At 74.1% G+C, this 13,171-nt stretch carries 11 protein-coding genes and 1 pseudogene; 6 read left to right on the forward strand and 6 right to left on the reverse strand.

All coding sequences use genetic code 11. The features are described from left to right. The first annotated feature begins 123 nt into the window (after positions 1–123). Positions 124–1,761 carry a glycoside hydrolase family 13 protein gene (locus LN251_RS40625; protein WP_458249147.1) on the forward strand — a complete coding sequence of 546 codons (1,638 nt, stop codon included), beginning with the start codon at positions 124–126 and terminating at the stop codon, positions 1,759–1,761. A 109-nt stretch (positions 1,762–1,870) separates the two neighbouring features. Then, positions 1,871–2,493, forward strand: a pseudogene (locus LN251_RS40630) (PAS domain-containing protein). Here LN251_RS40630 and LN251_RS40635 read toward each other — a convergent pair. Together LN251_RS40635 and LN251_RS40640 are read right to left on the reverse strand one after the other, a co-directional pair. Beyond that, entirely contained in the window at positions 2,445–3,347 is a 903-nt protein-coding gene (locus LN251_RS40635; RefSeq protein WP_458249148.1) for a DUF3626 domain-containing protein, read from the reverse strand. The pseudogene LN251_RS40630 and the gene LN251_RS40635 overlap by 49 nt on opposite strands. Positions 3,348–3,444: 97 nt before the next feature. After that, positions 3,445–4,029: a TIGR03086 family metal-binding protein gene (locus tag LN251_RS40640; RefSeq protein WP_458249149.1), complete on the reverse strand. Its 585-nt coding sequence runs from the start codon at positions 4,027–4,029 to the stop codon at positions 3,445–3,447. Between the two features lie 119 nt (positions 4,030–4,148). On the opposite strand from LN251_RS40640, the gene LN251_RS40645 reads away from it, so the two are divergent. The 3 genes from LN251_RS40645 (at position 4,149) to LN251_RS40655 (ending at position 8,492) form a co-directional block, all read left to right on the forward strand. Continuing rightward, complete coding sequence (locus LN251_RS40645; RefSeq protein WP_458249150.1) at positions 4,149–5,420, forward strand: FUSC family protein; 1,272 nt, start codon at positions 4,149–4,151, stop codon at positions 5,418–5,420. Between the two features lie 56 nt (positions 5,421–5,476). Further along, positions 5,477–6,532 (forward strand): hypothetical protein, encoded by a 1,056-nt coding sequence (locus tag LN251_RS40650; protein ID WP_458249151.1) that lies wholly within the window; start codon positions 5,477–5,479, stop codon positions 6,530–6,532. Positions 6,533–7,256: 724 nt separating this feature from the next. Further along, positions 7,257–8,492 (forward strand): lactonase family protein, encoded by a 1,236-nt coding sequence (locus tag LN251_RS40655; RefSeq protein ID WP_458249152.1) that lies wholly within the window; start codon positions 7,257–7,259, stop codon positions 8,490–8,492. Here LN251_RS40655 and LN251_RS40660 read toward each other — a convergent pair. Together LN251_RS40660 and LN251_RS40665 are read right to left on the reverse strand one after the other, a co-directional pair. After that, entirely contained in the window at positions 8,460–9,200 is a 741-nt protein-coding gene (locus LN251_RS40660; RefSeq protein ID WP_458249153.1) for a DUF2470 domain-containing protein, read from the reverse strand. The two genes, LN251_RS40655 and LN251_RS40660, sit on opposite strands and share 33 nt — an antisense overlap. Before the next feature lie 72 nt (positions 9,201–9,272). After that, the gene (locus LN251_RS40665; RefSeq protein ID WP_458249154.1) at positions 9,273–9,881 is read right to left on the reverse strand and encodes a TetR/AcrR family transcriptional regulator; all 609 of its coding nucleotides are present in this window, start codon (positions 9,879–9,881) and stop codon (positions 9,273–9,275) included. 103 nt (positions 9,882–9,984) lie between these two features. Here LN251_RS40665 and LN251_RS40670 point away from each other — a divergent pair, with 103 nt between their 5' ends. After that, positions 9,985–11,493: a cytochrome P450 gene (locus LN251_RS40670; protein ID WP_458249155.1), complete on the forward strand. Its 1,509-nt coding sequence runs from the start codon at positions 9,985–9,987 to the stop codon at positions 11,491–11,493. On the opposite strand, the gene LN251_RS40675 is transcribed toward LN251_RS40670, so the two are convergent. Next, entirely contained in the window at positions 11,455–12,285 is an 831-nt protein-coding gene (locus tag LN251_RS40675; protein ID WP_458249156.1) for a pentapeptide repeat-containing protein, read from the reverse strand. The two genes, LN251_RS40670 and LN251_RS40675, sit on opposite strands and share 39 nt — an antisense overlap. Before the next feature lie 56 nt (positions 12,286–12,341). Next, on the reverse strand, positions 12,342–13,121 hold the full coding sequence (locus LN251_RS40680) for a phosphotransferase enzyme family protein (protein WP_458249157.1): 780 nt from the start codon (positions 13,119–13,121) through the stop codon (positions 12,342–12,344). Between the last annotated feature and the right edge of the window lie 50 nt (positions 13,122–13,171).

Below are 13,171 nucleotides of genomic sequence, written 5' to 3' on the forward strand. Positions count from 1 at the left end.
AGCACAGGTGTACGCGATTCGTGACAGCGCTGCCAGGGCATTACTCACCCGTAACGCATTGACGGTCCGAGCCGGGACCGTTCAGGCTTGCAAGCGTTGTCACGACCGAGGAGCACGCACCGAATGTCCACCTCCGCCGTACCTTGGTGGCGCGATGCCGTCATCTATCAGGTCTACATCCGCAGCTTCGCCGACGGGAACGGCGACGGTGTCGGCGACATCGCCGGCATCCGCTCCCGGCTGCCGTATCTGAAGTGGCTCGGCGTCGACGCCGTCTGGATCAACCCCTGGTACCGGTCGCCGATGGCCGACCACGGCTACGACGTCGCCGACTACCGCGAGATCGACCCGCTGTTCGGCACGCTGGAGGAGGCCGAGCGCCTCATCGAGGAAGCGCACGCGCACGGCATCCGCGTCATCCCCGACATCGTGCCCAACCACACCTCCGACCAGCACGCCTGGTTCCGGGCCGCGCTGGCGGCGGGACCGGGCAGCCCGGAGCGGGAGCGCTACGTCTTCCGGCCGGGCCGCGGGCCCGACGGCGCCGAGCCGCCCAACGACTGGGTCTCCTGCTTCGGCGGCCCGGCCTGGACCCGGCTGCCCGACGGGGAGTGGTACCTGCATCTGTTCGCCCCCGAGCAGCCCGACCTGAACTGGCAGCACCCTGAGGTGCGCGCCGAGTTCGAGTCGATCCTGAGGTTCTGGTTCAGCCGCGGCGTGGACGGCTTCCGGATCGACGTCGCGCACGGGCTGATCAAGCACCCGGAGCTGCCCGACCTGCCGCCGCCCGTCCAGGAGCGGGGACCGCGGCGGCATATGGACCACCCGCACTGGGACCGTGACGAGGTGCACGACATCTACCGGTCCTGGCGCCGGGTGGCCGACGAGTTCCCGGGCGACCGCTCGTTCGTCGCCGAGGCCTGGGCGGACACCCCAGAGCGGCTCGCCGCCTACGTCCGCGCCAACGGCCTGCACACGGCGTTCAACTTCGACTTCCTGATGTCGAGCTGGGACGCCGAGGACCTGCGCGCCGTCATCGACGACTCCCTCGCCATGCTCGGCGCGGTGGGCGCGCCGGCCACCTGGGTGCTCTCCAACCACGACGTCGTACGCCACCCCAGCCGCTACGGCCGCAAGGCCGCCCGGCGGTGGACGGTGAACGAGCCCTACCGGCCCGAGGGCCCCCTCGACCTGGAGCTCGGCACCCTCCGGGCCCGCGCGGCCGCCCTGCTGATGCTCGCCCTGCCCGGTGGCGCTTACGTCTACCAGGGCGAGGAGCTGGGGCTGCCGGAGGTGGAGGACCTGCCGGAGTCCGTGCTCCAGGACCCGGTCTGGGAGCGCTCCGGGCACACCGACCGCGGGCGGGACGGCTGCCGGGTGCCGATCCCGTGGTCCGGGTCGAGCCCGCCGTACGGCTTCAGCCCGGACGGCGCGCGGGCCGAACCGTGGCTGCCGCAGCCCGCGGCCTGGGCCGGCCGCGGGGTGGCGGAGCAGCGGGGCGACGAGCACTCGATGCTGGAGCTGTACCGCGCCGCGCTGCGGCTGCGCCGCGAGCATCCCGCGCTCGGCGACGGCGACCTGACGTGGCTCGACGCCCCGGCCGGCGTACTCGTGTTCGGCCGCGAGCCCGGGTTCGTGTGCGCGGTCAACGTCTCCTCAGAGGGGTACCGGCTGCCCGCGCACACCTCGCTGCTGCTGGCGAGCGGCCCCGTCGAGGACGGCGTGCTGGCACCCGACCACACGGCCTGGCTGGCGGTGTAGCGAGGGACCGCGGGCAGGTTCGTCCGGCGTCCCGTGAGGGCGCGGGCCGGCTCGGTCACCGTCGCATGATGGGGTGGCGCGGGTGGGCGTCGGGTGACGGGTGCGACGGGTGCGAGAGGGCCGGGGTGAGGCCGTGGTGTGGCGCAATCGCCCTGACGCTCTTCGACCGGGTCTCCGTGCCCGTCGCCGTGTGCGAACGTCTACGGCGACGTCCTGCTCGCCGACCCCGCGAGGGCGGCGGAGTGCGGGACGACACCGGGACGGCTGCGCGGCCGTCCCGTACTGGAGCTGTTCCGGCCGCAGGAGGCCACGCAGGTGGAGCGGATCGCCGAGGCGCTGCGGCTCAGGCACCGGTCGCGGTACCAGGTGTCGGTGCTCTGGGAGGCGCCGGGCGGGGCCGAGCGGTTCGGCGAGCTGACGGCCGACCCGGTCAGCGACACCGTGGAGGAGACGCCCGCGCTGCTCGTGATGCTGCGCGGGCTGGGCACCCGCGAGCCGGCGGCGCCGGAACCGGCCCGCGTCGCGCCCGTCGAGGCCCGCATCCTGGCGTTGCCGGCCGGGGGCGCGACCACCGCCCGGGCCGCCAGGGAGACCGGGCTGGCCACGGACGGCGTCACGTACCACCTGCGGCGGCTGTAGGCACGCTGGGGCGCGTCGAACCGCACCGAGCTGGTGGCGCGCGCCTACGCGCCCGGTGTGCTCACCCCCGGGGTGTGGCCGCCGGAGGCGTAGGCGGTGCCCGCGCCCTGCGGAGCGCCGAAACGGGCGAGGGTGTGCCACACCATCTTCAGGTCCTGCAGCTCGTAACGGCCGGTGCGCGCGGCGTCCCCGATGATCCGCGGGTCGATCCGGCCCTCCTCGGCGATCCGGGCGCCGAGGGCGGCGTACTCGGGCCCCCGGTAGTCGGCGTGCTCGCGCAGCTCTTCCACCGTGAGCCGGTAGCCGGGGTGCCACTCGACGGGGCAGGGCAACCGGCGGGCCTCGGCCTCGACGGCGGTGCCGCGGTAGCACGCGTCCAGGACGAGCGCCTCGACGTGCCGGGCGAGCCGGACGCCGCCGTGGACCTGCGCCTCGATGTAGTCGTTGAGGGCGTCCTGCTCGTCGGCCTCGGCGAGCGCGATCAGCGACATCCCGGCGGCGACCCCGAAATCGGCCGGCTCGGCGGCGCTGTCGGGATAGCAGAAGGTGGTCCGCTCCAGGGCGTCGGCGGTGAGCCGGAAGTGCGAGGAGCCGAACCGCGGGGCGGCGCCGACCACTTGGCGCCGGAAGTTCAGCGCGCCGTACACGGGCCGCTCGTGCGGATCGGCGTCGTCGTAGGCGCCGCCGAAGATCCGGCTCTCCCAGCGCCAGCGGTCGCCGCCGGGGTGCGCGGTGAGGCCGCCGTTGCTGGTGCCGGTGACGAACTGCGAGTGGTAGGCGCCGTCCTGGGCCAGGGCCCGCAGGAGGGGCAGCCCGCCGGTCAGGCGGTCGGGATGGAAGTTCAGTGTGATCCGCGGCTCGGGACCCACGGCCGGCCCGGAGGAGCCGGCGGCCACGTGCCGCAGCGCCCGCAGTGTCCGGTCCGTCGCGAGATCGCTCGATTCCACCGGCTTCCCTTCGTAGATGCTGACGTCCTGCCCAAGAGATCACTCATCGGCGGGGGCGTCCGCAACTCATTTGCCGGCGGGCAGTGTCCCGCTCGGGTCACGGGGTCCAGTGCGGATCCCGGCCCAGGAAGGCCAGCATGGCCTCGGCCCGGTCGTGCTCGTACGGCAGCGGCCTGGCGGGTGCGAAGACCTGATAGGAGTTCCGGAGACGGTCGACGAGCCGCTCCGCCGCCGGCCAGATCCCCTCGGCCGGCTCCACGGCCAACGGGCGGTCCTGGCCGGTGGCGACGGAGATGTCCCAGGCGTGCACGGCCGCGTCCATGGCGGCGGCCGCCGCGGCGAACGGCGGGGACAGCGGGCCGAGGGGCGTCGGCACCTGCTCGGCGTCGGCGGGCACCGCGGCACAGGCCTCGGCGACCTGGGCCAGCACCTTGCCGAGCTCGGCCGCCGGGTCGCCGTCGAGGGCGTCGGCCGGATGGAACGGGTCGGAGTCCGGCCGGCCGCCGGTGAGCGCGAGACCGTAGCCCTGCTGGTCGATCCGGGCGTGGTTGAGGACCTGACGCACGGTCCACTCGGTGCATGGCGTCGGCGCTCCCCACGCCGACTCGGGCACCGCGGCGACGACATCGCCGAGATAGCGGTGCGCACGTGTGAGAACCTCGAAGTCCCGGGTGTCCGCCATCACCGTTCTTCCCTCTTGCCGTCCCTCGGCCGTTGCCAACAATCTAGGTGTCCTTGCGGACAGTTACGGTCCGCGATCGAACGTCGTACGTGTGCGAGCCAGTGGAGGAACAGCCCGTAGTGCCTGATGTACGTGAGTGGAGGGCGTCCCTCGTCCGGTACGTGAAGCGCCGCCGCGACCCGGTGGTGGTGCAGACGCTCCGGTCGGCCGTCGCGGCGACAGGGGCCTACGTCGTCGCGCTGCGGCTGAGTCCCGAGGCGGCCCCGCTGACCGCGCCGCTCACCGCGCTGCTGGTCGTCCAGGTCACCCTGTACGCCACGCTCACCAACGGCATCCGCCGGGTCAACTCGGTGGTGGCCGGTGTCCTGGTCGCCATCGCCTTCAGCCAGCTGGTCGGTCTGACCTGGTGGAGCCTCGCGCTGCTGATCGTGGCCTCGCTGGCCGTGGGGCGGCTGGTGCGGGTCGAGGAGTACGTCCCCGAAGTGGCGATCAGCGCCATGCTGGTCCTCGGCGTCACGACCGTCGGCGACACGGCCTGGGCCCGGATCGTGGAGACGCTGATCGGCGCCGTCGTCGGCATGGCCTGCAATCTGCTCCTCGCGCCGCCCGTGTGGGTGGACGAGGCGGGCGAGTCGATCGAGGGACTGGCCCGGCGGGTGCGGCAGCTGATGCTGCGCATGGGCGAGGAGGCCGCCGGGCGCACCCCGGTCGAGCACGCGACCGAGCGGCTGCACGAGGCGCGCCGCCTGGACCACGACATCGTCGAGGTGGACGCGGCGCTGCGGCAGGCCGAGGACAGTCTGCGGCTCAATCCGCGCGTGCGCGAGGGACTGCTGCACCGGGTGGTGCTGCGCACCGGGCTGGACACGCTGGAGATCTGCACGGTGGTGCTGCGGGTGCTGGCCCGCACCTTCACCGACCTCGCCAAGCAGCGCGATCCGGAGCCGCTGTTCGCGCGCGAGACGGGGGCCGCCGTGGAGCGGCTGCTGTCCGAGATCGCGGACGCGGTGGTCAGTTTCGCGGTCCTGGTCACCACCAGCGTCAGCGTCAGCGCCGAGTCGGCCGAGGCGCGGCTGGCCGCGGAGCTGCGCCAGGCCGGGACGACCCGGGACAAGCTGGCCCAGCTGCTGCTGGAGGAGGTCCAGCGCGACGCCCGCAGCTGGCAGCTGCACGGCGCGGTACTGACCGAGGTCAACCGCATCCTGGACGAGATGGACACCGAGCACCGCTCACGACGGCTGCTGGAGGAGCTGGACCGGGCCTCCGGCGAGCAGCGCGAGCGCATGCCGCGGCTGACCCGGCTGCGGGCGGGCCTGCGCGACTCCGGCCGGCTGCGCGTCCCGGAGGTGCTGCGCCGGAACCGCGGGGGTGCCCGGCGTCGTTCCAGGTGATGTGGTCACCGGGGACGCGTACGTCTCCGGCAACGGAGAACGAAGGGGGCGGGCCGATGGCCGACAGCGGCGTGCGGATCGACGGGAACACTTTGCGGCTGCCGGGCGGGGTGGCGGTGCGCTTCGTGCGCACCCTGCGGCTGCCCGAGACGGGGACGCATCCGCTGCCCCCCGGGCTGGGCGAGTTCCCGGTCCGGCGGGTGGCGGACTATCCGGACACGGCGCCCGAGGCGTGGCGTGCGCGCGGCGGGGTGATGCTGCCGGTGTACCTGCGCGAGGCGATGTGGCTGAGTTTCTCGGGCACGACCGAGCCGGCCGCCCTCCAGGTGGGGGTGGGCAAGGTGTGCGCCGTCTCGGGCAGGCCGTGGAGCGACCGGCTCTCCCGCAAGCCGCAGAACTACGTCGTCCTGCCGCGCCAGCCCTGGCTGGACGGGATCAACTCGGGCAAGGGAACCGTCCGCCAGTTCGTGGCGGTGCCGCTGGGCCTGGGCGCGACCGTCGAGGGCCAGGTCACCGGCGAGGAGGTGTGGGGCGGCGTACAGCTGCAGTCCTTCCCGCTGCGCGAGGGGAAGCTGGCCGAATGGCGGGAGGCGGAACGGCGCCGCGCGGAGCTCGACCGGGAGCGGGGTCCCGCGCCGGGCGGCGGCTACGGAATGGCGATGCCCATGGCGGCACCGCCCGCTCCGGGCGCCGTCCCCGCTCCCGCCGCGGCGCGGGCACCGCGGGCCGCGGCGGCCATGGGGTTCGGCGTCGGCGGCTCCATGCGGCAGGAGGTCTACCAGGACGACCGGCCGCTCGACGACTGGTCCGAGCGGCCCGCCGGCCGGGTCTTCGTGCACCTGGTGACGCCTCCGGAGTGGCGCCGCATCACCGGCGAGGCGCCCCCGCCGTCACCGGTGGACCGCGCCGCCTACACCCGCGCGGGCCTGCCCTGGTACGACTACTACGACCAGGACGCCCAGGACCTCTCCCCCACCGACACGCTGGAGGCGGTGAAGCCGGTCGGTGACTGGCTGGGCGACGACCACGCCCCCTGGCAGCCCCCGTCCCCCCACCAGATCACCCCCCTGAAGGACGCCCCGGGCAAGCCGGTGGAGGACGGCGACTGGTAGGACCCGGGCGGGGCGGTGAGTGGTGGGGCCCGGCCGGGCGGTGACTCGGGGGACCCAGCCCGGACGGCGATGCAGGGGGCCCAGCCCGGACGGTGATGCGGGGGGCCCAGCCCGTACGGCGACGCGGGGGGCCCAGCCCGTACGGCGACGCGGGGGGCCCAGCCCGTACGGCGATGCATGGGACGCAACCCGGACGGCGACGCATGGGACGCAACCCGGACGGCGACGCATGGGACGCAACCCGGACGGCGGCTGCCAGGGAGTCCCCGGCGCCTCGTCGGCCACGAGCCTGCGGCGGGCAGCGCGTCCGGGCGGACGGGCCATCACGGCCTCTGCCCGGCGCCCCACTCCCGGGCAGGACAGGCCACCACCCGTGCCCACCGCCCCACCCACGGGCAGGACAGGCCACCCACCTGGGCCCGGCGCCCCACTCCCGGCCAGGACAGGCCACCCACCTGGGCCCGGCGCCCCACTCCCGGCCAGGACAGGCCATCGCTGGTGGCGGGCGGTGGTCGGAGGTCGTGACCACGGGGCCGGGCAGGACTCGCCGCGGCCGGCACGTCCCTCACGGACACGCCAGGACCGCCCGTGGCGGAGGTGGCCGATCGCCGTGCTCGGGCATTGCAGGGCGTGCAACACGTGGGGCCGTTGTTTGCACGTGATGGGGGCTTCGCGTCAAGGTGGCTTGTCGGGCGGAGACGGGCGATCACGCGAGGTGCGGGCCATGGGCAGTGGGACACGGGCGGCGAGCGGCGGCTGGAGCAGGCGCCGTTTCGTCGGCGCCCTCGCCGGGCTCGGTGCGGTGACGGCGCTGCCGGCCTGCGCGCCAGGGAACGCCGGGAGCAGCCCGGCGTCCTCGGCGTCCTCGGCGTCCTCGGCGCCCTCGCGCCCCGCGCCGGCGGCCACCCCGAGCCCGAAGACCGAGCCCACCGGCCCCCGCCCCCTCTTCCTCGGCACGTACACGAGCGTCGAGGGCGGCGGGAAGGGCATCGGGCTCGCCACCTACGACCCGTCGACGGGCCGGGTCACCGGCACCGGGACGGTGACCGGGGTCGCCGATCCGTCCTACCTCGCCGTGCACCCGGACGCGCACACGCTCTACGCGGTCGACGAGCGGGACGCCGGCGCGGTGACCGCCGTGCGCCTGGCCGACCGCGCGGTCCTCGGCAGCCGGAGCACCGGTGGGGCGGGCCCGTGCCATCTGTCGGTGCACCCGAGCGGCCGCTGGCTGCTGAGCGCCAACTACGGCTCGGGCAGCGTGGCCGTGCACCCCATCACCGGCTCGGGGGGGCTCGGCGAGCGCACCGACCTGGTCACGCACTCCAGCCCGGCCCCCGGCCCCGGTCAACAGGGTCCGCACGCCCACCAGTTCATCACGAGCCCCGACGGCGGTCACGTACTCGCCGTGGACCTGGGCACGGACACGGTCTACAGCTACCGCCTGGACGAGCGCACCGGCAGGCTCACCGAGGTCGCGCGGGCCGCGGCGAAGCCGGGAGCCGGTCCGCGGCACCTCACCTTCCATCCCGGCGGCCGCCACGCCTACCTGGCCAACGAGGTCGACGACACGGTCACGGTGTGCGCGTACGAGCCGTCCACGGGCCGTCTGACGATCGGCGAGCCCCAGTCGACGGGATCGGGCGCGGGCACCAACTACCCGGCACAGATCCTGGTCACCGCGAACGGCTCGTACGCCTTCCTCGCCAACCGCGGCGACAACACCCTCGCGCGGTACGCGATCGAGCGGGACGGTGCCCGGCTGCGGCTGCTCGGCACGGTGCCGGTGGCCGGTGACTTCCCCCGCCAGATCGCCTTCTCCCCCGACGGCGCGCTGCTGTTCGCGGCGAACCAGAAGTCGGGCACGGTCAGCGTCTTCCACGTGGACGACGGCAGCGGTGAACTTCGGCTGGCGGGCGAGCCGTTCGCCTCAGCGGTCGCGGTCTGTGCGCTGCCGCTGTAGGGCCCGGGGGCAGGCGGCGGCAGCGGCCTGCCCGAGGAGGGCGTGCATGCGCTCGGTGAGCTGCGCGACGTCGTCGGCGGGCGTGTGGAACGGCAGGCGTACGTCGCCGTGGGCGCGGGTGCGTTCGATGCGCAGCGTCAGGCCGTGCCGGTCGACGGCGAGCGGCTGGACGCGGACCGCGCCGTACAGACTGGCGTGGTCGACGAGGCGCGTCAGGCGCTCGACCGCGTCGGCGTGGCAGTCCGCGAGGTGGGTCAGCAGATGGGCCTCGGCCTGCGCCAGGGGATCGGGCGCGGCGGCGGCGAACTCGTCGAGGTCGACGACCACCGCTCCGGAGGGCTGCCGCAGCACGATCCTCGTCGGCCGGAACGCCAGCCGCTCGCCCTCGGGGGTGAAGGACCCCGCCATCCACAGTCTGGCCCGGATGCGGTCGCGGACGGGGACGGGTGCCACGTCGGCGAACTCCAGCACGGCGGACGGCTGCCCGCGGGGTGCGAAGATCGCGGTCGCGAGCAGCGCGCTGTCCTCGGGCACACCGACCAGCACCCGGCCGTCCTCGGCGACCGTGTGCGCGCCGACGAACTCCTCGCGTCCGCCTTCCGCGGTGATCGCGCAGGACCATGCCGCGGCCAGCACCGAGCGGGCCCGTTCCGCCGCGGCGGGCGCCGCGGTCCAGCTGTGCCTGTCACCCCTCCCAGGACCTCCCAAGGTAAGCCTTGCCTAACCTATCGGAGATCGAGGTGTACGCCAACACCGCCTTCGCGTGAGGAAGAGCCCTGTTCAGGCGGCGATGACGCCGAGCAGCGCCCGGGCGCACAGATCGCGCACCTGCTCGCGCGTCAGCTCCGAGCCGCGCAGCCACTCCAGGCAGACCGCCGTGGTGAAGGCCAGCCAGCCGCGGACGGCGAGCCGGAGGTCCGGGCGCGCCTCGGCGATCGGGCCGAGTTCCGGGTCGCGCGCCAGCGCCGCCAGGATCTGCCGCTCCTGCGCCCCGAGCGCCCGCTGGTAGACGCGCCGTACGGCCTGGTCCCCCGCCGCGTCCGCGCGATGGAAGGCACGGAACCCGTGCGCGTGGGTGTGGACGTATTCCAGGAAGACGTCCAGGTTCGCGGTGAGCTGCTCGCGGGCCGGCACCCCCGCCACCGGCTCGGTCATCCGCAGCATCCGCTCGCTCTCCCGCTCGACGACCGCGAGGAAGAAGTCCCGCTTGGTCGGGAAGTAGTGGTAGAGCAGTCCGCGGGAGACGCCGGCGATCTCGGCGACCTGCTCGATCCATACGTCGTCGTACGGATTCTCGGAGAACAGCCGCGCCCCGACGGAGAGCAGCTGCTCGCGGCGCTCCTCGGTGCTCAGTCGGCGGCGCGTGCGCCCGCCCGGATTCGCGGCCATCCCCGCACTTTACTTGACGTCGATTCAACAGCGGGACCAGACTGGGCGCGCTATTGAACCCACGTACAACTGGCTCGACTGCCGCTGGATCGAGGGAGATCGTGTGAGGGCGCAGACCAGGACGAGGCCGGCGCTGCCGGGCGGCTTCCGCAGCGCCGAGCAGGGCTGGCCGGAGCTGCATCGCATCCCGCACCCGCCGCGCCGGCTCCCGCTGCTCGGGGACGTGCTGGGCGCCAACCGGGCCACCCCGCTCCAGGACTCCCTGCGCTTCGCCCGCCAGTTGGGGCCGATCTACCGGCGCAAGGCGTTCAACCGGGAGTTCGTGTTCGTCTGGGGCGCCGATCTGGTGGCCGACCTCGCGGACGAGTCGCGGTTCGCCAAGCACGTGGGTCTCGGGGTCGCCAACCTGCGGCCGGTGGCCGGTGACGGCCTGTTCACGGCGTACAACCACGAGCCCAACTGGCAGCTGGCGCACGACGTGCTGGCCCCGGGGTTCAGCCGGGAGGCCATGGCGGCCTACCACCCGATGATGCTGGACGTGGCCGGGCGGCTGACCGACCACTGGGACCGCGAGCAGGCGGCGGGCCGGGCGGTGGACGTGCCCGGCGACATGACCAAGCTGACGCTGGAGACCATCGCGCGGACCGGCTTCGGCCACGACTTCGGCTCCTTCGAACGGGACCGGCCACACCCCTTCGTCACCGCGATGGTGGGCACCCTCACCTACGCCCAGCGGCTCAACTCCGTCCCGTTCCCCGCCCTGTTGCGGCGGGCCGCGCAGCGCAACGAGGCGGACATCGCCCACCTCAACCGCACCGTCGACGACGTGGTACGCGCCCGGCGCGCGGCGGGCGGGGACGGCGACCTGCTGGACCGGATGCTGGAGACGGCCCACCCCGAGACGGGCGAGCGGCTGTCGGCCGAGAACGTCCGCCGGCAGGTCATCACCTTCCTGGTGGCGGGGCACGAGACCACTTCGGGCGCCCTCTCCTTCGCCCTTTACTACCTGGCCCGCCACCCCGAGATCGCGGCCCGCGCCCGCGCCGAGGTCGACCGCGTCTGGGGCGACACCCCGGCGCCCGGGTACGACCAGGTGGCCAAGCTGCGCTATGTACGGCGGATCCTGGACGAGTCGCTGCGGCTGTGGCCGACGGCGCCGGCGTACGCCCGGGAGGCGGTCGAGGACACCTTGCTGGCCGGCCGGCACCCGATGCTGCGGGGCGCCTGGACGCTGGTGCTCACGCCGATGCTGCACCGCGATCCCGCCGCGTGGGGCGCCGACGCCGAGCGCTTCGACCCGGACCGCTTCGACCCCAAGGCGGTCCGCTCCCGCCCCGCGCACACCTTCAAGCCCTTCGGCACGGGAGCGCGGGCGTGCATCGGACGCCAGTTCGCGCTGCACGAGGCGACGCTGGTGCTGGGGCTGCTGCTGCGCCGGTACGCGTTCGTCCCCGACCCCGGCTACCGGCTGCGGGTGACCGAGCGGCTGACGCTGATGCCGGACGGGCTGCGGCTGCACCTGGAGCGGCCCGAGGTCACGGCCGGTGCGGCGGACGCCGTCGAGGAGGCGCCGTCAGAGCCGCGCTGTCCAGTGCGCGGGGCGCGTGACTGAACCGGGCAGCCGGGTGCCCGCGCTCCCCCGGGCCGCCGTGAGCTGAGGCTGGGTGAGGAAGAACGCCCCGGTCAGATCGGCGTCGGAGAGGTCGGCGTCGCGCAGGTCGGCGCCGATGAGGTCCGCGTACCTCAGGTCGGCGCCGGTCAGGTCGGCGGCGATGAGGTAGGCGCCGCGCAGGTTCGCGCCGCGCAGGTCGGCGCCCTTGAGACGGGCACCCATGAGGTCGGCCCCGCGGCGGTCCTTCTTGCGGCCCCGCACACCCGCACGGACGAGTTCGCTGGTCTTGAGCAGAAGCAGGTTGACCTGCTGCCGGTGGGCTCCGACGTCCAGTGCGGCGAGCTCGTCGGGGGTCTGCCGGGTGAGCTCCCGCGTCCGCTCCAGGGCCCGGCGCAGGTCGGCGTGGACCGGGTGCGCGGCGGGCAGGTCGAGGGCCTCGGTGAGGTACCAGAGCAGTTCGTGCAGTTGCCGGACGACCGGGAACACATCGAACATCCGCCGGGCGCGCTCCCGCGGGCCCGTGCGCCAGTCCTGGCCGCCGAAGGTGACCTGCGAGACCTGCTGGCCGGCGCCGAAGCAGTCGTAGACCGTGCAGCCGGTGAAGCCCTCCTGGCGCAGGCGGGCGTGGATGCCGCAGCGGTGGTCGTCGCGGAGGTTCGGGCAGGGGGTGCCGGCCGCCTTGTCCTGGGCGAAGTCGGCGGACGCCGCGAAGGGCAGGGCCACACAGCACAGTCCGAAGCAGTTCGCGCAGTCGCCGCGCAGGTCGGCACGGCCGACGGTCCCCTCTTGCATATCGCACACCTTATCGAAAGAGGGTCGGTGGGGCCTGTCGGCCGACGGTCCGCGGTTCAGCCGGAGAGCAGGGCGCGCAGCCACTGCTCCTCGCGAACCTCGACGTACTCGGCGTCCCCGCGCCAGGCGTCGCCGTGCCCCTCGGCCCAGAGCCTTAACCAGGGCTGGTTGCCCAGCGCGTGCTGCTCCCGCAGGAAGTCGTGCATCGCGCGGGTGCGGCGGCCCAACAGCGGTACCAGCAGGCGCCGTTCAGCCTCATCGAGGCCATAGGCGTCGGCGAACAGGCGCAGCCGGGCGGCGGCGTCGGAGGTCTGCCAGTGGGGGTGCGCGGACAGCGGGACGAAGCCGCGCACGGCGTAGGCGACGTCCCAGAGGCGGGAGCCGGGGGCCGCCGTGTCCCAGTCGATGAACGCCCACCCGCCGTCACCGGCGACGAGGTTCCAGGGCGCCAGGTCCTGATGGGCGATGATGTCGTCGCCCTCGGCGGGCATGAGCACCTGCCAGCACGCGTCCTCGGGCGGCCGGAAGTCCTGTACGGCGTCGTGGAAGTCGCGGATCAGCCGCGCCACCCGGACCAGTCCCGCCTCGGGCTCCACCAGGGCGAACCGGTCCGGCCAGACCACCTCACCCGGCACGAAGCTCAGCACCTCGCGGCCCCGCTCGTCGATCCCGAGCGGGCGGGGCGCGGACCGGAAGCCCGCCTCGTGCAGATGCGTGAGCAGGGCGTGCACCGACGGCGTCCAGGGTCCCGCGGGCCGGCGCACCGTGTCGCCGACGCGGACCACACCGGCGCTGGCGTTGCCGCCGGTCAACTGCTGTTCCTCTGCGTCCGGCATCAGGCCAGTCTCTCCGAACACCCGGCGGGAAGCACCTCATTTGATAGGCG

This window comes from Streptomyces sp. MAI_2237 (assembly GCF_054189285.1).